Origin of the sequence: Plantibacter sp. CFBP 8798, from assembly GCF_014841195.1 — a bacterium.
Taxonomy (GTDB): domain Bacteria; phylum Actinomycetota; class Actinomycetes; order Actinomycetales; family Microbacteriaceae; genus Plantibacter; species Plantibacter auratus.
The window spans coordinates 638,948-661,127 of record NZ_JACYTS010000001.1; the positions used below are offsets into that span (position 1 = coordinate 638,948).

General features: G+C 68.7%; 19 protein-coding genes. 8 read left to right on the forward strand and 11 right to left on the reverse strand.

What is annotated here, in order from left to right:
• Positions 1-6: 6 nt before the first annotated feature.
• Positions 7-303, reverse strand: coding sequence for a hypothetical protein (locus tag IFU30_RS03035; protein ID WP_079704698.1), 297 nt, complete (start codon positions 301-303; stop codon positions 7-9).
• A gap of 178 nt (positions 304-481) precedes the next feature.
• Between IFU30_RS03035 and IFU30_RS03040 the strand changes: the two genes are divergently transcribed.
• On the forward strand, positions 482-1,750 hold the full coding sequence (locus IFU30_RS03040; protein WP_192004269.1) for an HNH endonuclease signature motif containing protein: 1,269 nt from the start codon (positions 482-484) through the stop codon (positions 1,748-1,750).
• 292 nt (positions 1,751-2,042) lie between these two features.
• Here IFU30_RS03040 and IFU30_RS03045 read toward each other — a convergent pair whose 3' ends face one another.
• Entirely contained in the window at positions 2,043-3,356 is a 1,314-nt protein-coding gene (locus tag IFU30_RS03045) for a tetratricopeptide repeat protein (protein WP_192004270.1), read from the reverse strand.
• A complete protein-coding gene (locus IFU30_RS03050) occupies positions 3,353-4,540 on the reverse strand; it encodes an ATP-binding protein (RefSeq protein WP_192004271.1) in 1,188 nt (395 codons plus the stop codon). Before IFU30_RS03050 ends, IFU30_RS03045 begins: the two co-directional genes overlap by 4 nt.
• A 194-nt stretch (positions 4,541-4,734) precedes the next feature.
• Here IFU30_RS03050 and soxR point away from each other — a divergent pair, with 194 nt between their 5' ends.
• A complete protein-coding gene (soxR, locus tag IFU30_RS03055) occupies positions 4,735-5,178 on the forward strand; it encodes a redox-sensitive transcriptional activator SoxR (protein WP_255377972.1) in 444 nt (147 codons plus the stop codon).
• A 20-nt stretch (positions 5,179-5,198) separates the two neighbouring features.
• Here the strand turns inward: soxR and IFU30_RS03060 are convergent, their stop codons facing one another.
• The 4 genes from IFU30_RS03060 to IFU30_RS03075 form a co-directional block, all read right to left on the reverse strand.
• Positions 5,199-5,588 (reverse strand): MmcQ/YjbR family DNA-binding protein, encoded by a 390-nt coding sequence (locus tag IFU30_RS03060; protein ID WP_079704704.1) that lies wholly within the window; start codon positions 5,586-5,588, stop codon positions 5,199-5,201.
• 23 nt (positions 5,589-5,611) lie between these two features.
• Positions 5,612-6,148: a hypothetical protein gene (locus IFU30_RS03065; RefSeq protein ID WP_197977367.1), complete on the reverse strand. Its 537-nt coding sequence runs from the start codon at positions 6,146-6,148 to the stop codon at positions 5,612-5,614.
• A gap of 80 nt (positions 6,149-6,228) precedes the next feature.
• Positions 6,229-7,014, reverse strand: coding sequence for an MBL fold metallo-hydrolase (locus tag IFU30_RS03070; protein ID WP_192004272.1), 786 nt, complete (start codon positions 7,012-7,014; stop codon positions 6,229-6,231).
• 59 nt (positions 7,015-7,073) lie between these two features.
• On the reverse strand, positions 7,074-7,724 hold the full coding sequence (locus tag IFU30_RS03075; protein WP_064295974.1) for a TetR/AcrR family transcriptional regulator: 651 nt from the start codon (positions 7,722-7,724) through the stop codon (positions 7,074-7,076).
• Between the two features lie 206 nt (positions 7,725-7,930).
• Here IFU30_RS03075 and IFU30_RS03080 point away from each other — a divergent pair, with 206 nt between their 5' ends.
• Positions 7,931-8,710, forward strand: a complete 780-nt coding sequence (locus IFU30_RS03080) for a CPBP family intramembrane glutamic endopeptidase (protein ID WP_197977368.1) — start codon at positions 7,931-7,933, stop codon at positions 8,708-8,710.
• A gap of 3 nt (positions 8,711-8,713) precedes the next feature.
• Here IFU30_RS03080 and IFU30_RS03085 read toward each other — a convergent pair whose 3' ends face one another.
• The 4 genes from IFU30_RS03085 to IFU30_RS03100 form a co-directional block, all read right to left on the reverse strand.
• Positions 8,714-9,403 carry an SOS response-associated peptidase gene (locus tag IFU30_RS03085; RefSeq protein ID WP_192004273.1) on the reverse strand — a complete coding sequence of 230 codons (690 nt, stop codon included), beginning with the start codon at positions 9,401-9,403 and terminating at the stop codon, positions 8,714-8,716.
• A gap of 38 nt (positions 9,404-9,441) precedes the next feature.
• Positions 9,442-10,425: a TerC family protein gene (locus IFU30_RS03090; RefSeq protein ID WP_124768366.1), complete on the reverse strand. Its 984-nt coding sequence runs from the start codon at positions 10,423-10,425 to the stop codon at positions 9,442-9,444.
• Positions 10,426-10,788: 363 nt separating this feature from the next.
• On the reverse strand, positions 10,789-11,826 hold the full coding sequence (locus IFU30_RS03095; protein ID WP_137242590.1) for a LacI family DNA-binding transcriptional regulator: 1,038 nt from the start codon (positions 11,824-11,826) through the stop codon (positions 10,789-10,791).
• Positions 11,819-13,402: a sugar ABC transporter ATP-binding protein gene (locus IFU30_RS03100; protein WP_192004274.1), complete on the reverse strand. Its 1,584-nt coding sequence runs from the start codon at positions 13,400-13,402 to the stop codon at positions 11,819-11,821. Before IFU30_RS03100 ends, IFU30_RS03095 begins: the two co-directional genes overlap by 8 nt.
• Before the next feature lie 268 nt (positions 13,403-13,670).
• Here IFU30_RS03100 and IFU30_RS03105 point away from each other — a divergent pair, with 268 nt between their 5' ends.
• The 5 genes from IFU30_RS03105 (at position 13,671) to IFU30_RS03125 (ending at position 22,141) form a co-directional block, all read left to right on the forward strand.
• Positions 13,671-14,669: an ABC transporter substrate-binding protein gene (locus IFU30_RS03105; protein ID WP_079000993.1), complete on the forward strand. Its 999-nt coding sequence runs from the start codon at positions 13,671-13,673 to the stop codon at positions 14,667-14,669.
• A 117-nt stretch (positions 14,670-14,786) separates the two neighbouring features.
• Positions 14,787-16,313 (forward strand): sugar ABC transporter ATP-binding protein, encoded by a 1,527-nt coding sequence (locus IFU30_RS03110; RefSeq protein ID WP_086472836.1) that lies wholly within the window; start codon positions 14,787-14,789, stop codon positions 16,311-16,313.
• Positions 16,310-17,434 (forward strand): ABC transporter permease, encoded by a 1,125-nt coding sequence (locus tag IFU30_RS03115; RefSeq protein WP_441005542.1) that lies wholly within the window; start codon positions 16,310-16,312, stop codon positions 17,432-17,434. The genes IFU30_RS03110 and IFU30_RS03115 overlap by 4 nt, the downstream gene beginning before the upstream one ends.
• The gene (locus IFU30_RS03120) at positions 17,431-18,474 is read left to right on the forward strand and encodes an ABC transporter permease (protein ID WP_079704715.1); all 1,044 of its coding nucleotides are present in this window, start codon (positions 17,431-17,433) and stop codon (positions 18,472-18,474) included. The genes IFU30_RS03115 and IFU30_RS03120 overlap by 4 nt, the downstream gene beginning before the upstream one ends.
• 73 nt (positions 18,475-18,547) lie before the next feature.
• The gene (locus IFU30_RS03125) at positions 18,548-22,141 is read left to right on the forward strand and encodes a family 43 glycosylhydrolase (protein WP_192004275.1); all 3,594 of its coding nucleotides are present in this window, start codon (positions 18,548-18,550) and stop codon (positions 22,139-22,141) included.
• Positions 22,142-22,180 lie beyond the last annotated feature (39 nt).

Sequence of the window (22,180 nt, forward strand, 5' to 3'; positions counted from 1 at the left end):
GTGTCCCTACTGGTCCACGGCGTGGACGGAGAGGACGACCTGCTCCTCCGGCACGAGCGCCTCGAGGGCCTTGCGAGCGCTCGGGTAGTCGCGGCCCTCGGCCTCGATGGTGCGGGTTGCCGTCGGTCGGAAGACCGCGGTGCCGACGAGGTCGCCGTTCACCCGGCCACCGCCGTGCAGCCCGGCGAGGGCGTGCCCGGGCGGGGTGGAGGCGAGGACGGCGGCCCGCAGGGCTGCGACGTCGGGTGCGGAGGCTTCGGTGGTGATGGTCGCGCGGTCGCGGACGGTGGCGATGAGCTTCACCCCTCCAGCCTACGGAACGTCGTGTTCTGGGACGAACCCCTTCCGGTCCCTGCCGAGGGACCTCCCGAATCCGGTGATCTTCTCCCGGTCCCTGAGCCTGTCGAGGGGCACACGAGCAACGTCCCGACCGGCACAACTCAGCATCTGGAATGTCAGTGGTCCATGGTGGACTGGTTCTATGACCGAGACCACCACCGCGATCCGCGTCGGCGACGAATACGCCGCGCAGTTGGCGGAGTTTTCGGACGAGTGGGCGGAGATCCACCGGCAGCAGGCCGTACTCGACGCACGGAAAGCGCGCCTCCTCGCCCGCTCCGCCGCCTACGCCGATGCCTTCGCGGACGCCACGGTCCCCGTGATCTTCCCGCCGGCCGAGCGACGGGCGCTCTCCCGCCGGTCCACCTGTGCAGCCCTCGCCATGGCGACCCGGACACCGGAACGGACGATCCAGCGTGCGACCAACGACGCTGAGCGTCTCGTCAACGACGCACCAGCCGTGCTCGAGTCGCTGGAGGCGGGCCGTATCTCGGCGCGGCATGCGCAGGTGATCACCGACCAGCTGTGCGACGTCCCGGCCGCAGGTCGGGTAGCGTTCCTCGAACAGGTACTGCCGGTAGCCGAGAGCGCGACCGCCTCGTACCTCCGGCAACGCGCCCGCGTCCTGCGCGAACGGCTCCACCCGGAATCGATCACCGCACGCGCCAAGCGTTCCGAGGCCGACCGCCGGGTCGAGTTCGAGCCCGCAGCCGACGGCATGGCCTGGGTGCACCTCTTCGCCACAGCGCCGATCGCGCAGGGCATCATCGAGCGGGTCGAAGCAGCGGCAGCGGAATCACGCCAGGCAGGCGACACCCGCACCTGCGCCCAGCTGCAGGCAGACGCCCTCGCGGCGCTCGCGCTCACCGGCGTCACGCCCGAGGACGTGATGTCGAGCCCGGTGCTTCCGCACCCGATCGAGGTCCAGGAGCACATCAAGCCCACGGTGCAGATCACCGTCCCGGCGTTGAGCATGGCCGGCGTCAGCGACGCCCCGGCCACCCTCGACGGGTACGGCCCGATCGACCCCGAGACCGCGGCCCGTATCGCGGTGAACGCACCCGGCTTCACCCGCATCCTCGTCCAACCCGAGACCGGTGCGGTCCTCTCCGTCGGCCGCAACCAGTACCGTGTCCCGGCCGACCTGCAGCGCGCGGTGCGTCTCCGAGACGGCACCTGTCGCGCACCAGGCTGCGGCAGGCGCGCCCGAGCCTGCGACCTCGACCATTCGGTCGCCTGGCAGGACGGCGGCACAACAGATGTCGGCAATCTCGCCTGTCTCTGCCGACATCACCACCGGATGAAGCACCTCCCCGGGTGGAACCTCGACCACAAACCGGGCGGCGTGCTCGACTGGACGACACCCGACGGGAAGCACCACCGGACCGAGCCTGATCCCGCACCGTTCTGACTTGCCTCGACGTACTCGGATCGAAGGGTTCCTCGTGGGCACTTCGACAAGCTCAGTGAGCGGGATGGGTGTGCGCGCGTAGCTTCGGCCGTGAGCCTGTCGAAGGGTTCCTCGTGGGCACTTCGACAAGCTCAGTGACCGGGATGGGTGTGCCCGGAACGATGAGGAGTCCTCGTGGGCAGTTCGACGAGCTCAGCGAGCGGGATGGGTGTGCCCGCGTAGCTCCGGTCCCTGAGCCTGTCGAAGGTCTTTCGTGCGACGTCGTCTGTTCCTGGCCGCCGGCCGACCTGACTCAGGGCCGCTGAACGGAGGGCCCGCCAGGCGATTCCGGCGGTGTCGATCCACTCGCTGATCGTCCCGGGCGCGGGTCGCCGCCGAAGGCGACGACCCGGTCCCACAACCAGTCGGTGAGGCTCGCGGCCACCTCTTCGTCGTCACGTCCGGCGGCACGACGGATGAGCCGTCCGCCTGAACCCTCGATGAGGTAGGCGCCCGCATCGTCGGTGAACAGCTGCGTGTAGTAGTCGCGCTCGGCATCCCACTTCGGCCACGCTTCCGGGTCCCGTTCGATCGCCTCGTCCATCTCGCCGATCTCGGCGCCGCTCATGAGACGGAACGGGCTACCGTCGCCCCAGCGCCCGCCGGTGCCGGGAAGTTGCCCGTCGTGCCAGGCGAGCACCTTGTCGTCACCGCCGCTCGCGCCCGCGGCGTCGAGGTCGAGCGACGGGCGCAGCGAGGCTGCCAGCTCCTCCGGCAGCAGCGTGTCCAGAGCGGCCAACGCCTCGCGGAGCCCGGCTTCGAACACCTTGTCGCGGAGGATCCGCCAGGCGATCTCGCCCATGCCGGCCCGGCGCAGGTCGTCCATCGTCCCGACACCACGCTCGATGGGATCGAGGAACGCTCGCGCGACGATCATCCCGCCCTGGGCGACCTCGTCCGTCGGATCCTCACGCAGGACCCGGGCCAGGAGTTCCAGTGCATCCTGCGGACGGTAGTCGTAGAGATAGGCGAAGGCCAGTGCCGTCGAGAGCGTCGTCTCGCTCGGATCCGCCTCGATCGCCTGCTGCGCGGCGACGAGGAACCGGCCAGGTGGAGTGCCCGTCGACAGGAAGTGCAGGGCTCGGAGTCCGAGCGCGCCGGCGTACGCCTCCGGGGCGGTCCGTCCGGCCAGCTCGACCGCGTCGTCGATCAGCGCCCACCCGCGCTGGGGATCGGCGGCCATCGCGACGGCGGCCGCGTGGTCCATATGGTCGAACCAGTCCGCCTCCGGGTCCTCGCGGAGGACGAGTTCGCCGAGCCGCATCGCCTCCGCGAAGTCGCCCTCGGACCCTTCGAGATCGCGCAGGCGACGCAGCGCACCGAGGAACTGTCGGTCGCGTCGGCCGAGCAACTCCCGGAGGAGGCGTCTGGCCTCATCGACGTCGCCGCAGGCCTGCCGGTGCATGGAGAGCAGGATGATCATCCCGGTGAACTGCGGCGCGCGGGCGAGGACGCTCATCGCCAACTCGGGGATGCGTGGGTGTTCGGGCTGGAAGTCGTAGAGCTCCCAGGCGAGGTCGCGGTCGTGTTCGATGGCCTCGCGTTCGACGCCGACGGGGTCGCTCATCGGAGCCCGTGCTGCACGCGGTACGCCCGGAGCTGGGCGAAGGTGCCGTCGTCGACGCCGTATTCGAGCACCGGTGCGACCTGGTCGAACCACGAGGCCGTCGAGGGGATGAGCCCGGCGGCGGCGTCGAGCAAGGCCTGCGTCGTGACCGGCACGATCGCCCCCGCCTGCATCGACGCCGTGAGCGACTGCTGCAGTGCGACCCGCGACACCTGTGCGATGTCGGCCCCGGAGAAGCCCTCGGTCGCTGCGGCCACGGCGATGACGTCGACACCGTCGGCCGGCTTGCCTTCGAGGTCGCCCTGCAGGATCGCAGCGCGCGCGACTGCGTCCGGCGGCAGGACGAGGACCGTCTTGTCGATGCGGCCGGGGCGCCGCAGTGCCGGATCGATGTCCCATGGGCGGTTGGTCGCGGCGAGGAAGTAGACGCCGTCGTTCTCGTCCGCCACCCCGTCGAGCTCCTCGAGGAGCTGCGTCACGATCGTGCGCATCGACTGCGATCCGCCCCCGGACGTGCGGCGGCCACCGAGTGCGTCGAACTCGTCGAAGAAGATGACGCACGGAGCGGCGGCGCGAGCATCGTGGAAGACACTCTGGATCGCCTTCTCGCTGTCGCCCAGCCACTTGCTCAGCAGGTCGGCGAGGGTGACGTGGATGAAGGACGCCCCGAGGTCACCGGCGATCGCCTTGGCGATGAACGTCTTGCCGCAGCCGGGAGGGCCGTACATGAGCAGTGAACCGCCGGGCTTCTGCCCGAACGCTGCGGCGAGCTCCGGGTTCCGGAGTGGCGCGAGGAACGTCGAGTCGAGGTGTTGCTTCACATCGGCGAGTCCCGCCACGTCCGCGAGCGTGACGGCCGGTCGTTCCGCGTCCCAAAGGCTGGGCTGGCCGATCGGCATGGTGGCGGTTTCGGCTGCCGACGGGGCGGGGACCGCCGAGCGGTCGGGCTCGGTCGTGGTGTCGGCCGCCGACCCCCGGAGTCGCGCCGCCATCACGCGGGCGCGCAACAGCCGGACCCGCGCCGGGTCGCCCCCGAGTCGCTCGAAGGTCGTCACCTCCTGCGCCGCGCGGTCGACGTCGTGCTGCAACAGCAGGGTCACGAAGTCCTCGCGGAGCTCGGCGTTCTGCGGATCCTGCGCGACCTCCGCCGCGATCACCTCGAGGAAGTCCTCGTCCTGCGTCATGTCGTCCCCCCCGGTCGATGTGCGATTCCGACCATCCTGCCAGCGGCACACTGATCGGCGACAGGTGTCCGCCGGCATTGAGCGTGCGGATGGGGAGCGCTCCCCATCCGCCCCGACCCGCTCGTGTACCGTCGAGACGAGCGTCGGACCTGAAGGCGGCTTGAGGTCGATGCGATGAACGAGGGTGGGACACCGTGCACAGTCCGGACGAGTTGCTTAGTGTCGGCGAGATGAGTCGTCGCACCGGCGTCGCGGTGTCGGCGCTGCACTACTACGAGCGGCTCGGCCTCATCGGGTCCGAGCGGACCGCCGGCAACCAGCGGCGATACCCCCGGCACATGCTGCGCCGCGTCGCGCTCATCTCGGTCGCGAAGCGCCTCGGTATCCCGCTCGAGGACGTGGCGGAGGCGTTCGCCGACGTGCCGCTCTCCAGCACCCCGAGTCACGAGGACTGGCAGCGTGCCTCCCGCCGCTGGCAGAAGGTCCTCGAACAGCGTCGGCGCGGGATCGAGCAACTCGAACGCGAGCTCACCGGCTGCATCGGCTGCGGCTGCCTCTCGATGAAGGCGTGCACACTCCTCAACCCCGACGACGAGCTCGGCGACACCGGCACCGGCGCCAGGCGCATCCCGGTCTGAGTGCACTGCCTGCCCGGTGTTCAGCCGTCGCGGCGTTGTCCGAACGTCGCTGGATCGACCGGCCGCAGCCGTTTCGGCAGTCCCTCGACGACGAGCAGGTACGACTCCGTGACGAGGTCGTCGACGAACGCCGGTTCGAGCTCGCCATCCGGCTTGAGCGAGATCCAGTGCCGCTTGTTCATGTGATAGCCGGGGATGATGTCGGGGAAGGCCTCGCGCAGACTGTGACTGTCCTCGGGTCGCGCCTTCAGGGTGACGATGGGTTCGCCCGTCGCCCCCGTCTGCAGCATGAAGACCTTGCCGCGGACCTTGTAGACGTCCCACTCCTCGCCGAACGGGTGCGTCAGCTCCGCACCGGGGAGTTCGTCGGCGCGGCGTGCCGCCCGGTCCTGCAGCTCCGAGCCGTGCATCGTGGTCCTCCTCGGAGTCGGCGTCAGCCCTGGCTGTCCGTGGGTTTGAGCCCCGCCAGGTTCTGCAGCGGGCACCAGGCGCCGAGGCGCGGGTAGTCGATGGTCACGCCGACGACCCCGTGCTCGCCGAAGGACCGGACCCAGTCGATCGCCGCAGGCATCGGGACCGCGAGCAGCGACACCGTGGCGTCCGGCGGGACCAGCCCGTTCGCGTACGCGGCCTCCTGCGCTCGCGTCCCGCTGCTGTAGATGCCGATCAGGTTCCCGGGTTGCGCTGCGAGCGCGTACGGCCGCGGGTTGTCCTCCGGACCACGGTTGATGAAGACCCACCGGTCGAGTGCGGCGACCGCCCGCCAGAGCCGGATCTGAGCGTCGATGTCGTCCGGCGCCGCCCGGCAGGCCTCGTTCAGTGCGTCGAGCTCGGTCAGCACCTCGGGAGCGGGTTCGAGGGTGCGGCCCTGGTTCGGCTGCTCCGGGGCGTCGATCTGCTCATCGACCGGGCTGTCGTCGTTCGGGCTGTCGTCGTTCGGGCTGCCGTCGCGGCGGAACGGGTTCTTCATGGTCACTTCCTCGTGGCTCGGGATCCGGGTTCGGGGACGTGGCCAACGCTATCGCAGGGGTCCGACGGGGAGCCGGAGGTTCAGAACGCACTCCCGAAGGCGAGGGCTTCGGCCGCTGCCTGCGCCGGCGAGCCGAAGAACGCCGGGCCGTGTCCCGGCAGCACGACGGAGGCCGGGAGTCCGGCCAGCGTGGTCAACGACTGGCGGGCGCGCTGGAGATCGCCGTGGAACATCTCGGGGAGCAACTGCGGGCCGCCGTGCGGGCTGGCGGGGTGGGCGGTGACGAGTGCGTCGCCCGCGACGAGGACGCCGTGCTCGACGAGGAGGAATCCGAGGTGCCCCCGCGTGTGGCCGGGGAGGGGGAGCGGGCGGACCGCGACACCGAGGGTCGCGCGGAGCTCGGGCACGTCCTCGATCGCGGTGACCGACGTCGGCGGCACGACCTCGAGTCCGCCGGCCTCGACGGCATGGCTGACCCAGGCGGCGACCCCGGGACGTTCCAGATGCGGCTGGACGTCGGCGAGTCCGACCTGCTCGAGCACCTCCCGGCGGACGTTGGGGATCTCGTCGCGGGATGCGAGGATGTCGCACTCCGCCAACCCGGCGATGAACGTCGCGTTGCCGATGTGGTCGCTGTGTCCGTGAGTGAGGAGGATCGCCTGCACGTCCTCGACCGCGTAGCCGAGCGCGCCGAGGGTCGCGGTGACGGCCGCGCCGTCGCCGGGGTAGCCGGTGTCGATGAGGACCGGCCCGAGGTCGCCCTCGACGATGATCCAGTTGACGGACGGACCCTGCACGAGGTGTACCCGATCCGTGACCGTGGTGCTGCGGGTGGTGCCGTTCGGCACGGCGTCGATCTGGGACATGGGCGTCCTTCCGATTGCGGAGACGGGGTTCGGGGGAGGGGTCGGTGCTCGGGAGAGGGTCAGTGTTCGGCCGGTCCGGCGACGAGCTCATGAGCGGCCGCTGCGGCGGTCGTCGTGGCTGCAGCGCCGGCGGGATCGACGGTCGCGAGGATCGGCCGGATCAGGGTGATCAGTCGCTCGCTGAGCTCAGCCGCATCGTCGTCGCCGACCGTCGTGGTGACGAGTCCGAAGCAGGCGTCGAGCAGGACGTCTGCGACGCCGTCGAGGTCCGGGAGGTCTAGATCGTGCGCTGCGGCCTCCATGCGGAGGTTCGTGCGGGTGTACGCCCGCCAGTCGAACACCGTGTAGACCGGGTCGTCCATCCGTGGCAGTTCGTGCAGGAGCCGGATGGCGCCCATCGCGATGGGGGATCGCTGCGCTTCCTGCGCGGAGGCGAGGATCATCGTCACCCACCGGAGCGCGCCGTAAGGCACGCCGATCCGTGCGTCCGCCGCCTGCCATCGTTCGTCCTGCTCCGCGATCACCGCGTGCGCGAGGCTCCGCTTCGAGGGGAACAGGTGGTACCCGATGACCGATTTCGGCTTGCCCATGACGGACGCGATGCCGGAGAACGACGTCCCGGCGTACCCGTTCCGGCCGAACTCGAGCCCGGCGGCGTCGATGATCTCGTCGCGGACCTGGTTCATCGCGTACTGGCGCAGACCGCTCACGAGCGCTCCTTCGAGGTGGAGGGCCCGGGGCTCGGGCCGTTAGACGATCGTCTGAGTCAGACGTTCGTCTAGCTTAGACGAGCGTCTGTGAAGGAGCTGAGGGTGCAGCGGATGACCGGCGGTCAGCCGGGGAGCTCTTCGCCGGTTCCGCAGGCGCCCGATACATTGGAGCGTCGACTCCCCCGCCGATTGGAAGGCAACAGCCTATGCGCGTCACCCCTCGTGTCTGGATCGGCCTGGCGATCTACGTCGGTTACGTCGCCGTCATCTTCGTCGTATCGAAGCTCAGTGGGGTGGCGTACACCGAGATCGGGACGTCCGCAGAGTTCACGTGGCGAGGGGCGGTGCTCGACCTGGCGGTCGGTGCGGTGCTACTGGCCATCACCACCTGGCTGTTGGGGTGGTGGAGGCCCGCCCTGTTCGAGCGGAGACGCTCCCACCACAAGTGGCCGATCTTCGTTCCCGCGCTCATGCTGGTCGTCGCCGTCGCGAACCTGGTCAACACCGACTGGTCGAAGTTCGACCCGTCGTTCCTCCTCTCTCTGCTCGCGCTGGGCCTGGCGGTCGGGTTCTGTGAGGAGCTGATGTCGCGCGGTCTGCTGCTGACGGCGTTCCGCTCACGTCTTTCCGAAGTGTGGGTGTGGCTGCTGACCTCCCTGCTCTTCGGAGCCATGCATCTGGTCAATGCAGCACTCGGCGCTCCATTCCTCAACACGCTCGGACAAGTGGTCCTCGCCGCGATGTCAGGCACCTGCTTCTACATCGTGCGGCGGGTGACCGGCTCCCTCATCTGGGCGATGGCGTTGCACGGCATCTGGGACGTCGCCGCGTTCTCGGTGGGCTTCGCCCCGCTCGGCACGCCCTGGGCGGCCTATCTGACGCCGGTCATCGGTATCCTCGCCGTCGCGGTCGTGTACTGGGTGATCACGGGGACAGACGAGCGGCAGGCCGGATCCCGAACGGACGCGACACCCGCCCTGAGCTGACACTCAGGCCGGGAGCGGTTCGATGAGGCGCGGGCCCATGTTGCGGACGTTGTTCACGTCGCGCGTGACCTCGTAGTGGGTCAGGTCGTGGGCGACCGCGAAGGACTCCCGGTCGAGCAGCTGCAACAGCTGGTCGGTGTCGAGGTGGTCTCCGAGCCAGTCGTCGTAGCCGTCGGGGGTGAGGCAGGCCGGCATGCGGTCGTGGACCTCGCCCGGTGAGACGTGCGCGTCCCGCGTGATGATCGCCATCGACAGACGCCACTTGTCCGGGTCGCCCTCAGGTTTGCTGGGGTCGGGCCAGGCACTGATGATGCCCGCCATCGCGAGCTCGGCCTCGGGGTCGTGGATGAAAAGCGGCTGCTTCCCGGTCTCGGTCACCACCCACTCGTAGTACCCGGTCGCCGGGACGATGCACCGTGCTGACGCGAAGGCCTTGCGGAACATGGAGCCGGTTGCGACCGTCTCCATACGCGCGTTGATGGGTTGTGGCCGTTGCTTGGCGAAGTCCTTGGCCCAGCCGGGGACGAAGCCCCACCGGGCGCTGGTCGCGGTCCGTTCCTCGTGCCGGGTGCGGACCACCGTCACCTCGGTGGTGGGCGCGACGTTGTAGTCGGGCGCAGGCGCTTCGAACTCGGCCACGAGGTCCGCGAGGAGGGTGGACGTGGAATCGGTGACGACGAAGCGACCGCACATGCGCTCAGCATAGGAGCGCATCTGCGGTCGGTCGACCCCTACCGCTCGAGGCCCGCTCGTGCGTCGCGGCGGGTCTTTGCGAGCGAGGCCACCGTCGCCACGGTGATGGTCGCGGCGATGAAGAGCAGCGAGAACCAGATCGGGATGTCGGGGATCCAGTCGATGTGCTGACCGCCGTTGATGAACGGCAGCTCGTTCACGTGGAGGGCGTGGAACACGAGCTTCACGCCGATGAAGGCGAGGATGACGGCGAGGCCCTGCGCCAGGTAGACGAGACGTTCCAGCAGGCCACCGATGAGGAAGAACAGCTGGCGCAGGCCCATGAGGGCGAAGGCGTTCGCGGTGAACACGATGTACGCCTGCTCGGTGAGGCCGTAGATCGCGGGGATCGAGTCGACCGCGAACACGAGGTCGACGAACCCGATCGCGACGATCGTCAGCAGCATCGGCGTGAAGAAGCGCTTGCCGTCGATCCTCACCGAGAGTCGGTCACCGTGATAGGTGTCGGTGATCGGGAGGATGCGGCGGGCGAATCCCACGACCTTGCCGTTGGCCGGGTCGCTCTCGTGGCTGCCGAACGCCTGGCGGTACGCGAGGAACAGCAGCAGCGCGCCCATCAGGTAGAAGATCCAGGAGTAGTTCTCGATGAGTGCGGCGCCGACGGCGATGAACGCACCGCGCATGATGAGCGCGATGATGATGCCGATCATCAGCACCTTCTGCTGGTACGCCTTCGGGACGGCGAACCCGGCCATGACGATGAGGAAGACGAACAGGTTGTCGATCGACAGCGCCTTCTCGGTCAGGTACCCGGCGAAGTACTCGCCGCCGTACGTCCAGCCGGAGACGAGGCCGATGCCGACGCCGAACAGCAGGGCGAGGCTGACGTAGAAGATCGACCAGCGTGCCGACTCGGCGATCGTCGGTTCGTGGGGCTTCCGCACGTGCGCGAAGAACTCGTAGACGAAGAAGAGGATCGTGACACCGATGGTGATGATCCAGATCAGCGGGGTGACGGCCATGGTGGCTCCAGGGGCTCGAGGACGGGACTCCGACGCGATGGTCGGAACACGGTCTTCTCCACTCTCGATGAGAGCCGACACCCCGGGACCCGATGGCGGATCCGTACTGACGAGCATGTCGCGAAGGAGTACTCCCCCTGCTCCGACAAGTGTAGGTCAGGGGGTGGATGGGGCACCTGGGAATTCGCCCTTCGACAGGCTCAGGGACCGGGTGAGGGGCGGCTCAGGGACCGGGTGAGGGGCGGCTCAGGGACCGGGTGAGGGGCGGCTCAGGGACCGGAGGAGGGGCGGCTCAGGGACCGGGATGGGGCTGAGCGACCGGTGTGGGGCAGGGACCGGGTAAGGCTCCGGCGCGGGAGATGCTCAGGGGGCGTCGACCCGGCGCCTCGCCAAGCGCTCGGCGTTCGCCGTCGCCGTGGAGTCGCGCAGGATCAGCTCCGGTACCGAGGGTGGCACCGCTCCCGGGGGTTCTCCGTTGACGTGGTCGAGCAGGGTCGCGAGCAGCGTCCGGCCGACCTGTTCGAAGTCCTGCCGCACGGTGGTGAGCGGCGGCGAGAGGTGCTCCGCCTCGGGGATGTCGTCGAACCCCACGACGCTGAAGTCGAGCGGGACCCGGAGTCCGCGCTCGGTGAGCGAGTGCATGAGCCCCAGGGCCATCTGGTCGTTGGCGGCGAACACCGCGGTGACCTCGTCGTCCAGCTGACGGCCGAGAGCGTATCCGGAGGTCGGCGTCCAGTCGCCGGTCCCGACGACCTGTGCGACGAGACCCGCGGTGGCGAGTTCGTCTCGCCAGCCGCGCTCGCGCTCGCGGGCGTCGATCGCGTCCGGTGGTCCGGCGAGGTGCCCGATGCGCCGGTGGCCGAGCCCGATGAGATGGGCGGTCGCGGCACGCGCGCCGGCATACTGGTCGACGCCGACGGTGACCATACCTGCACGTGGCGTGGCGTGCAGGGCCACGAGCGGCACGCTGAGTTCCATCCCCGCCACGATGTCGGTGACCCCCTCGCGCGCGCTGATGACGGCGATCCCCTCGACGTTCTGGCGCAGGAACCCCTCGACCGCTGCACGCGCGGAACCCGGGTCGCTGTCCACCATGTTCGCGGTGAAGACCGACCAGCGGGCGTCGCGGGCCGCCGCGTTGAAGTGCAGGACCGAGGACGACGGCCCGAACTCGGTACCGCCGGTGGCGATGAGGCCGATGGTCCGGGATCGCTTCGTGACGAGCGTCCGGGCGGCGGGGGAGGGGACGTAGCGCAGCTGCTTGATCGCTTCGTCGACCCGCGCCTTCGTCGCCGGGCGCACGTTCGGGAGGTCGTTGAGTACTCGTGACACGGTCTGGTGCGAGACCCCCGCGAGCCGCGCGACGTCGAAGATCGTCGCATGACGGGACGGCTCAGCCACGCGGTCCCCTCTCGTCGTCGGCGGTCGTGATCGGTTCCGGCGGGGCCTCGTCCGGCCCCTCCGAGATCGCGGCCAGCAGCTTCGAGACGGTGAGGTCGTAGTTCGGGAGGTCGGCGACCTTCCGTCGGTCGCGCAGCACGGCGATCCGGTGGCTGATGCGCAGGACCTCCTCGAGTTCGGCTGAGATGAACACGACCGACAGACCGTTCTCGGCGAGCCGGGTCACGAGCTTCTGGATCTCGGCCTTGGCACCGATGTCGATGCCTCGGGTCGGTTCATCGAGCACGAGCAGCCGAGGAGCGAGCGCGAGCCACCTCGCCAAGAGTACCTTCTGCTGGTTCCCGCCTGAGAGCTCCTTCATGAGCGCATCGGGATTCGCCGGTTTGATGCCCATCGCCTGGATGTAGCTCTCGGCCAGTTCGTTCTGCCGACGCAGCGGGATCCGTCTGAACCACCCGAGGTCCGCCTGGAGGGCCAGCGCGATGTTGTCGCGGAGGCTGAGGTCGCCGATGATCCCCTCGGTGCGACGGTTCTCCGACGCGTAGACGATCCGTTGTTTGAGGGCGCGACGCGGGGATCCGAGGCGGGTGGCCCTCCCGGCCACCTCCACTGAGCCGGTGTCGGCCCGGTCGACGCCGGTCAGGAGTCTGGCGAGCTCCGTCCGTCCCGAGCCGAGCAGGCCGGCGATGCCGACGATCTCGCCCTCGTAGACCTTCAGGTCGATCGGTTCGATCGCACCCTGGCGCCCGAGCCCGATCGCCGCGACGAACGGGTCCTCACCGTCCAGGGCGTCGCCCTCGTCGGAGGTGTCGAGCCCGCGTCGGATCTCGTCGAAGGTCGCGAGCTCCTTGCCGATCATCTTGTGGACGAGGTCGATCCGGAGCAGTTCGTGCGGGAGGTATTCGCCGACGAGTCGGCCTTCGCGCAGCACCGTGAGTCGGTCGGAGATCTCGTAGACCTGGTCGAGGAAGTGCGAAATGAAGAGGATCGCGACGCCCTCGGCCTTGAGGATCGAGATGACCCGGAAGAGTTCGGTGACCTCGTCGTTGTCGAGGCTCGAAGTCGGTTCGTCGAGGACGAGCACCTTGGTGCGCACGGCGATCGCCCGGACGATCGCGACGAGCTGCTGGATCGCCGGCGGGTGGGCTGAGAGCTGCGAGGCCGGGTCGATGTCGAGTCCGACGACGGCGAGCAGTTCGCGGGCGCGCTCGCGCATGCGCCTCCCCGAGATCCCTCCCCAGGCATGGCGTGGTTCGCGGCCGAGGAGGATGTTCTCGGCGACGGTCAGGTTGGGGAGGAGGTTGACCTCCTGGTAGACGGTGCTGATCCCGTGCGTTTGGGCGTCGGCGACGCTCGAGAACGACACCTCTCGTCCCTCGAGGAGGATGCTTCCGCTGTCGATCCGATGGACCCCGGTGAGCGACTTGATCAGGGTCGACTTCCCCGCTCCGTTCTCGCCCATGAGGGAGTGGACCTCACCGGGGAACAACCGGAGGTCGACGTCGTCGAGCGCTTTGACGCCGGGGAAGCTCACGGAGACACCGCGCAACTGCACGAGTGGCGTGGGCGAGGTCATCTGCAACTCTCCATCGAGGTGGTCGCGGCCGGGGTGTCCGCTGATCACCTGACTCTAGCGCGCGCGACGGCGCCGCCGGGAGGCCGCTCCGGAAGAATTGTGAGGGCTAACATTGCCTGTTGACAACCGGTTCGAGCCGTGGCTAATGTTCAGCACAACGCAGATGTGATCGCTAACAATCACCGACCACCTGCGTCACCGCAGCACCACGCACGTCACATTCACGCCGCACCCATCGTCGGGACCGCGGGTCTCAAAGAGGAGAACAATGTTCAAGACAACACGTGTCCGCGCACTCGCGGGCCTCGCCCTGGTCGGCGCTCTCGCGTTCAGCGCGACCGCCTGCTCGAGCGGTTCCGGAAGCTCCGACGGCGACGCCGGTTCCGACGGCGAACTCACCACCATCGGCTTCGTGGCCGTCGGTCCCGAAGGCGGATGGCGCACCGCGAACGAGAAGAACATCCAGGACTCGTTCTCGAAGGAGAACGGCTTCGACCTCAAGTACGCACCGGCGACGAACGGCGACCAGAACTCGCAGATCACCGCCTTCACCTCGTTCATCGACGAGGGCGTCGACGCCATCCTGCTGTCCGCCACCGAGGCGACCGGCTGGGAGAGCGTCCTGGAGCGCGCGAAGGAGGCCGAGATCCCCGTGGTCCTGCTGGACCGCGGCATCGAGCCGAACGACACCGAGCTCTACACGAGCCGCATCGCCCCCGACAACGTCGGCATCAGCGCCTCGGCCGCCGAGTGGGCGAACGGTCAGTTCCCCGACGGCGCCAAGTACGTCGTCCTCGAGGGCCCTCCCGGCCTCTCCGTCGTCAACGACCGCAACAAGGGCTGGGACGACACCATCGACCCGAACTTCACCAAGCTCGAGTCGCAGTCGGCCAACTGGTCCACCGAAGAGGCGAAGAGCGTCTTCGAGACCATCCTCAAGGCGAACAACAACGACGTCCAGCTCGTCTTCGCACAGAACGACGAGATGGGCCTCGGCGCTGCACTCGCCGTCGAGGAGGCCGGCCTGAAGCCCGGAACCGACGTCAAGATCATCACGATCGACGGCACCAAGGCGGCGCTCGAAGCACTCGCCGCCGGACGCCTGAGCTTCGTCGCCGAGTACAACCCGCTGTTCGGTGAGACCGCGATCGACATCGTCAAGAAGGCACTCGCCGGCGACACGGTCGAATCGGACATCGTGGTGCCGAGCGTCACGTTCGACTCCCCGGACGCCGCGACGGCAGCACTGCCCGAACGCGCCTACTGATCCGACCCGGTCGCCCGGCAGCCACTCCCTCGCTGCCGGGCGACCGCCCACCCGCTTCCCGGGGACCAGACTCCCCGGCGACGACGCCGGATCGACCGGCAGAACGACCAGGCAGACATGGCAATCACCGAGCCGATCGTCGAGATGCAGCACATCTCCATCGAGTTCCCGGGCGTCAAAGCCCTGCAAGACGTGGACTTCCGTCTCTTCCCCGGCGAGGTCCACACGCTCATGGGCGAGAACGGCGCCGGCAAGTCGACGCTCATCAAGGCGCTCACCGGTGTGTACAAGATCGACTCCGGTACGATCCTGGTCGCCGGAGGCCCCCGTTCCTTCTCCGGAACGGCGGACGCGCAGAGCGCCGGCATCTCGACCGTCTATCAAGAAGTGAACCTCTGCGACAACCTCACCGTCGGCGAGAACGTGATGCTCGGCCACGAGGTCCGCGGTCCCTTCGGCATCAACTGGCGCCGCACCCACGAAGCCGCACACGAAGCGCTCGTCGGGCTCGGCCTCGGGCACATCGACCCCAAGCAGCCGCTCTCGAGCATCTCGCTCGCGCTGCAACAGCTCGTCGCGATCAGCCGAGCCATGGTCACCAAGTCGAAGGTGCTCATCCTCGACGAGCCGACCTCCAGCCTCGACGCCAACGAGGTGGAGGGCCTCTTCCAGGTCATGCGCCGACTGCGCGACCAGGGCGTCGCGATCCTCTTCGTCTCCCACTTCCTCGACCAGGTCTACGCGATCAGCGACCGACTCACGGTGCTCCGCAACGGTGAGTTCGTCGGGGAGTACCGCACCGCCGACCTCAACCGCACCGAGCTCATCTCCAAGATGATCGGCAAGGACTACGGCGCGCTCGCCGCCCTGGGTTCCAACCGCGGCCGGACCGCCACAGCCGACACCCCGGCGTTCTACCGCGCCAAGGACCTCGGGCGGAAGGGCTCGATCGACCCCGTCGACATCGAGGTCCACGCCGGCGAGGTCGTCGGTCTCGCGGGGCTCCTCGGGTCGGGCCGCACCGAGCTGGGTCGGCTCATCTACGGTGCCGACCGTCCCGACTCCGGCACGGTCACGATCGACGGCACGACCGCCGAGGTCCACACGCCCATGGCCGGCCTGTCGAAGCAGATCGCCTTCTCCACGGAGAACCGACGCGACGAAGGCATCATCGGCGACCTGACCGTGCGGGAGAACCTCATCCTCGCCGTCCAGGCCCGCAGGGGCTGGGCGCGCCCGCTCTCCCGCCGCGAGCAGAACGAGCTCTGCGACAAGTACCTGCTCGAACTCAACGTCCGCCCCTCCGACCCGGAACGACCCATCAAGAACCTCTCCGGTGGTAACCAGCAGAAGGTGCTCCTCGGCCGATGGTTGGCGACGAAGCCGCAGCTCATCGTGCTCGACGAGCCGACCCGCGGCATCGACGTCGGCGCCAAGGCCGAGATCCAGGAGGCGATCGCCGCGCTCGCCGAGGACGGGATGTCCGTCGTGTTCATCTCCTCCGAGCTCGAGGAGGTCGTGCGTTTGAGCGAGCGGATCGTCGTGCTGAAGGACCACCGTAAGATCGGCGAGATCGTCAACGGACCCGAAGTCACCGCAGACACCATCGTCGACCTGATCGCCACCGAAGGGAGCGCCACGTGAGCGCCACCAGTCAGGGGCCGGCCCGTTCCGGTTCCTCCGCACGCGGCGGCCAGGGCTCAGCCCGCGGCATCGTCAGCACCATCGTCCACCAGCCCTACATCTGGGCGATCGTGACGTTGCTGCTCCTCCTCATCATCAACCTCGTCAAGGACCCCGGCTACCTCGGCGTCTCCGTCAACGGCACGACCGGCAACCTGTCGGGCAACCCCATCGACATCCTGCGTGCGAGCGCCCCGATCATGATGATCGCGGTCGGGATGACGCTCGTGATCGCCACCCGCGGCATCGACCTCTCGGTCGGTTCCGTCATGGCCGTCTCCGGCGCCGTGTCGATGGAGTTCATGAGCAACCAGAGCGGTGGCGACGCGGGTTCGGCCATCGTCGCAGCGCTGCTGGCGCTCGCCGTGAGCGCCTTCCTCGGCACCGTCAACGGAGTCCTCGTCTCGATCGTCGGCCTACAGCCGTTCATCACCACGCTGATCACGATGCTCGCCGGTCGCGGCCTCGCGAAGGTCATCACCTCAGGGCAGAACACCTCGGCCACGAACGAGCCCTTCCGTTGGCTCGCCAACGGCACCGTGTTCGGATTCCCCGTCGTCTTCATCATCGCCGGTGTCATCGTCGCGATCGTCGCCTTCCTCGTCCGGCGCACCGCGCTCGGCCTGATGATCGAGTCCATCGGCATCAACCCGCGCGCCGCACGGATGGCGGGTATCCGCCCCATCGGCATCCTCATCGCCGTCTACATCGTGAGCGCCGTCCTCGCGGGCGTCGCCGGGATCTTCAGCACCGCCAGCGTCATGACGGTCGAGGTGGCGAAGACCGGGTTGAACGCGGAGATGGACGCCATCCTCGCGGTCGTCATCGGCGGCACCTCGCTCGCCGGTGGCAAGTTCTCCCTCACCGGCAGCGTGATCGGCGCGCTCCTCATCGCGACCCTCGACAAGACGATCGTGTTCCTCTCCATCCCCTCCTCGGCGACGCCGGCGTTCAAGGCCGTCGTGATCGTGATCATCTGCCTCCTCCAGTCACAGCGCGTGAGAGCCCTGTTCGCCCGGCGGAAGTCCCGGACGACGCCCACGGCGTCGGTCCCCACGCGAAAGGAAACGGTGTCAGCATGAGCACCCTCACCGACCGACCGGCACCCGACGCTCCGGTGCTCCCGCGGCGCTCGCTGCTGTCCCGGCTGACGCCCAACCTCGAGACCCTGCCCACCCTGGCGGCCGTCGTCATCTTCATCGGCATGGTCGTCTACGGCGAGATCGCCTACGGACGGATCGTCCAGGCCAGCACGATCTCGAACCTGCTCATCAACAACGCCTACCTGATCATCCTCGCCGTCGGGCTCACCTTCGTGATCCTCACGGGCGGCGTGGACCTCTCCGTCGGTGCGATCATCGCCATCAGCAGTCTGATCGGGGTGATGCTCGCGAACTCGGGCTGGAACCCGATCGCGGTCATGGTGATCATGATCCTGATCGGCTCCGCGTTCGGCGTGTTCTCGGGCGTGCTCGTGCAGTACTTCAACGTGCAACCGTTCATCGCCACCCTCGCGATGATGTTCCTCGGGCGCGGTCTCGCCTCGATGCTCAGCACCACCCCGGAGCGTCTCGCCGACGACTCGCCGATCCGTTCGCTCTCCACCGAGTGGAAGGTGATCGACGGCCCGAAGATCAACGACCTCATCACCACCCCGAACGTCCTGATCGCCCTGCTCGTCGTCGCCGCGGCGTTCGTGGTGCTCCACAAGACCCGCCTCGGCCGGACCGTCTACGCGATCGGCGGCTCGGAGCAGTCGGCGCTGCTCATGGGGCTGCCGGTCGTCCGCACGAAGCTCATGGTCTACGTGATCAGCGGCACGCTGGCCGGTCTCGCGGCCGTCGTCTACACCTCGAAGCTCGGCATCGCCCAGAACATCACGGGCGTCGGCTGGGAGCTCGACGCCATCGCCGCGGTCATCATCGGCGGCACGCTGCTGACCGGAGGCGCCGGCTTCGTCCTCGGCTCCGTCGTCGGTGCGCTCGTCCTCGGCCTCATGAACGTGCTCATCACCCGCGACGGCAGCATCCCGCCGGAGGCGACGACCATCATCACCGGTGGCATCCTGCTCGTCTTCGTCCTCCTCCAGCGACTCGTGGTCTCGCGCAAACGCAAGACCTGACGCCCGCCCCCCCCGCAGCACCACCCGTTCCATCCCGCTCGACAACGACGCCGAACCAGGAGAACCAACCCCCATGAGACAACTGCGCCTGAAAACTGTCGTGGCGGCGTCCGTCGCCGCCCTGATCGTCCCGCTGATCGGCGTCACCGGAGCGGCCGCCGCGACGGGTGGGCCGTACGCCACGACGCTCGCCGCCGCACCGACCGCGCAGGACGACCTCGGCGCCGCCGCGGCGGCGCTCTCGATCGCGAACGTCGACGACGTGCGCGGCAATCTGACCCTGCCGGGAGCCCCCGAGGGGATCGACATCGCCTGGGCGTCGTCGGACACCACCGTGATCACCACCGACGGTGTCGTGACGCGGCCCACCACGGACACCACCGTCACCCTGACCGCCACGCTGAGCCAGGGCGAGGCGACCGCGACGCGCGAGTTCACGGCGACCGTCCGCGCCGCCATCGCGACCCCCGACTACGAGGGCTACGCGTTCGCCTACTTCACCGGTAACTCGCTCGCTGGCGAGAACATCTACTTCGCCGCCAGTGAGGGCAACAACGCGCTCGACTGGAACGAGCTCAACGCCGGACGCCCGGTCCTCACCTCGGACGAGGGCACGAAGGGGCTGCGCGACCCGTTCCTCATCCGCTCTCCCGAGGGCGACACCTTCTACCTCATCGCCACCGACCTCTCGATCGGCAGCGGCACGTCCTGGGGTGACTCGGTCCGGAAGGGCAGCCACTACCTCGAGGTGTGGGAGTCCCACGACCTCGTGACCTGGTCCGACCAGCGGCACATCGAGGTCGCACCGGAGAACGCCGGCAACACCTGGGCACCCGAGGCGTACTACGACGACACCATCGGCGCGTACGTGGTCTTCTGGGCTTCGTCGCTCTACGGCGCCGACGACCCGGACCACACCGGGAACAGCTATCACCGCATGATGTACGCGACCACCCGCGACTTCACGACGTTCAGCGAGCCGCAGGTCTGGCAGGACCAGGGTGTCTCGCGGATCGACTCGACGGTGATCAAGTCGAGCGACACCTACTACCGCTTCACCAAGGACGAGGGCGCCGGTGGCACCGGGTGCGCCGACATCATCCAGGAGTCCTCGACGGACCTGCGGGCCACGCTCGAGTCCTGGACGGTGCTCGACACCTGCATCGGTCGCGATGCCGGCACCAGTGCGGTCGAGGGTCCGACGGCGTTCGCCGCCAACCCGGGCGACGTCAACGGTGACAAGTTCTACCTCTTCGTCGACGAGTACGGCGGACGCGGCTACATCCCGCTCGAGACCGAGGACATCGCGAACCCGGACTGGCAGGTCGCGAAGGACTACGACCTGCCCGCGAGCCCGCGCCACGGTACGGTGCTCCCGGTCACGGCCGCAGAGCTGCAGCTGCTCGAGGACAGCCTCGGCGGAGCACCCGAGCCGGTGCCCGCGAACGAGGACGGCGAGATCGTCCGGTACGACTTCACCGGCTCCGAAGGATCGACGCTCAGCGACGTGTCCGGGAACGGCCTCGACGCAGCGGTCGAGGGCGGTGCGTCCTTCTCCGACGGCGCGCTGCAGCTGGACGGCGGCGACGACTACGTCAAGCTGCCCGACAACCTGCTCGCCGGCGTGCAGGACGTCACGGTGGAGGCGGAGGTCTGGATCGACCCGACGCAGGCCAACCCGTACTTCATCTACGGGCTCGGCAACACCACCGGTGGCGCCGGTGACGGCTACCTGTTCAGCACCGGCAACGCGTATCGGACGAGCCTCGCGACCGGCAACTGGAGCACGGAGCAGACGGTGTCGCAGGGCAAGGACCTGACGCGCGGTCGCTGGGCGAAGCTGACGTACACGTTGCAGGGCACCACGGCCACGATCTACCTCGACGGCATCGCCGTCGGCACCGGGACCGTGACGTCCGATCCGGGCGACATCGGCGGCGGGTGGACGAGCGCCAACTACCTGGGCCGTTCGAACTACGATGCCGACAACCGCCTGAAGGGCGCGTTCCGTGAGTTCGCGATCTACAACCGCGCGCTCTCGGCGGACGAGGTGCTCGCCGGCTCCGGGAACACCGCGGCGCTGACCGACATCGGCCTCGAGGAGGACGTGCTCAAGACCGCCCCGATCGTGGACAACGACCGCCACGAGGTCGTCTTCCCGGTACAGCCCGGGACGGACCGCACCGCCTTGAGCCCGACCTTCACGACCGCGGCCGGTGTCACGGCGAGCCCCGCCTCGGGGACCGCCGTCGACCTCAGCAGCCCGGTGACCGTGACGTTGACGCCGACCTCGGGTGAGGCCGTGACGTGGACGATGCGGGCCGTCGAGATGAAGAGCCCGGTCATCCCCGGTCTCTACGCCGACCCGAACGTCTTCGTCTGGGGCGACACCTACTACATCTATGCGACCACCGACGGCTTCGCCGGCTGGGGTGGCAAGGAGTTCTTCGTCTGGTCGTCGAAGGACCTCGTCGACTGGGAGCGTTCGGCGGAGCCGATCCTCACGCTCGACGGCGCGAACGGGAACGTGCCGTGGGCGACCGGCAACGCCTGGGCGCCGACGATCGGGGAGAAGGACGGGAAGTTCTTCTTCTACTTCAGTGGACACAACCCCTCGGTCGACCGGAAGACCATCGGTGTCGCCGTCGCGGACAGCCCGGCCGGTCCGTTCACGGCTCAGCCGAACGCGATGATCCTCAACAACGAAGCGGTGACCTCGGGACAGGCGATCGACCCGGCCACGTTCACCGACCCGGTGACGGGGAAGAGCTACCTGTTCTGGGGCAACGGCTCGCCGGTGTACGCCGAGCTGTCGGACGACATGCTGTCGATCAAGGCCGACACGCTCAAGCGCATCGACGGCCTGACCGACTTCCGCGAGGGTGCCTTCATCAACTACCGGGACGGGATCTACCACCTGACGTACTCGATCGACGACACCGGTTCGGAGAACTACCGGGTCGGGTACGCGACGGCGACGAGTGTGGACGGCCCGTGGACGTACCGCGGTGTGATCCTGCAGAAGCAGCCCGAACTCGGCATCCTCGCCACCGGTCACAGCTCGATCCTCAACGTGCCGGGCACCGACGACTGGTACATCGTCTACCACCGGTTCGCCATCCCGGGTGGTGACGGCCAGCACCGCGAGACGACGATCGACCGGCTGACGTTCGACCCGGAGACGGGCCTCATGAACCCGGTCGTCCCGACCCTCGAGAGCGTCGGTCCGCAGCGGATCGCGGTACCCGGTGCCGAGCGCACGCTGACGATCGACCAGCCGTCGGTGCGGGTGGGTGAGTCGATCTCGGTGTCCGGGTCCGGCTTCGCCGCGGGGGAGCAGGTGCGGTTCACGCTGTTCTCCACCCCGACCGACCTCGGGACCGTCGTCGCGGACGCTTCGGGTGCGTTCGTGGCGACGCTACGGGTGCCCGCTACGGTGGTGCCGGGTGCACACACCTTGCAGGCGTTGGGCGCAGACTCGGGCATCACGGCCGAGGCCGCGCTGACCGTCCTGGCCGCGGATGCCGCGACTCCCGGCGCTGCTGCCTCCGGCCCAGGGGTGCTGTCGACCACCGGCGTCTCGGTCGTCGGGTTCCTCGGCCTGGCCGGGCTGCTCCTCGCAGCCGGCGCGTGGCTGGTCGTCCGTCGCCGACGCGTCGCCGCCTAGCCCGCGCCGACACAGCATCGATCCCGTCCGAGGTGACCA

Bases quoted from the DNA above. Each gene is read 5' to 3' on its own strand.
- IFU30_RS03125 (WP_192004275.1), top strand. From the start codon at position 18,548: ATGAGACAACTGCGCCTGAAAACTGTCGTGGCGGCGTCCGTCGCCGCC.
- IFU30_RS03120 (WP_079704715.1), top strand. From the start codon at position 17,431: ATGAGCACCCTCACCGACCGACCGGCACCCGACGCTCCGGTGCTCCCG.
- IFU30_RS03085 (WP_192004273.1), bottom strand. From the start codon at position 9,403: ATGTGCGGTCGCTTCGTCGTCACCGATTCCACGTCCACCCTCCTCGCG.
- IFU30_RS03040 (WP_192004269.1), top strand. From the start codon at position 482: ATGACCGAGACCACCACCGCGATCCGCGTCGGCGACGAATACGCCGCG.
- IFU30_RS03060 (WP_079704704.1), bottom strand. From the start codon at position 5,588: ATGCACGGCTCGGAGCTGCAGGACCGGGCGGCACGCCGCGCCGACGAA.
- IFU30_RS03090 (WP_124768366.1), bottom strand. From the start codon at position 10,425: ATGGCCGTCACCCCGCTGATCTGGATCATCACCATCGGTGTCACGATC.
- IFU30_RS03110 (WP_086472836.1), top strand. From the start codon at position 14,787: ATGGCAATCACCGAGCCGATCGTCGAGATGCAGCACATCTCCATCGAG.
- IFU30_RS03065 (WP_197977367.1), bottom strand. From the start codon at position 6,148: ATGAAGAACCCGTTCCGCCGCGACGGCAGCCCGAACGACGACAGCCCG.
- IFU30_RS03105 (WP_079000993.1), top strand. From the start codon at position 13,671: ATGTTCAAGACAACACGTGTCCGCGCACTCGCGGGCCTCGCCCTGGTC.
- IFU30_RS03100 (WP_192004274.1), bottom strand. From the start codon at position 13,402: ATGACCTCGCCCACGCCACTCGTGCAGTTGCGCGGTGTCTCCGTGAGC.
- IFU30_RS03070 (WP_192004272.1), bottom strand. From the start codon at position 7,014: ATGTCCCAGATCGACGCCGTGCCGAACGGCACCACCCGCAGCACCACG.
- IFU30_RS03045 (WP_192004270.1), bottom strand. From the start codon at position 3,356: ATGAGCGACCCCGTCGGCGTCGAACGCGAGGCCATCGAACACGACCGC.
- IFU30_RS03080 (WP_197977368.1), top strand. From the start codon at position 7,931: ATGCGCGTCACCCCTCGTGTCTGGATCGGCCTGGCGATCTACGTCGGT.
- IFU30_RS03050 (WP_192004271.1), bottom strand. From the start codon at position 4,540: ATGACGCAGGACGAGGACTTCCTCGAGGTGATCGCGGCGGAGGTCGCG.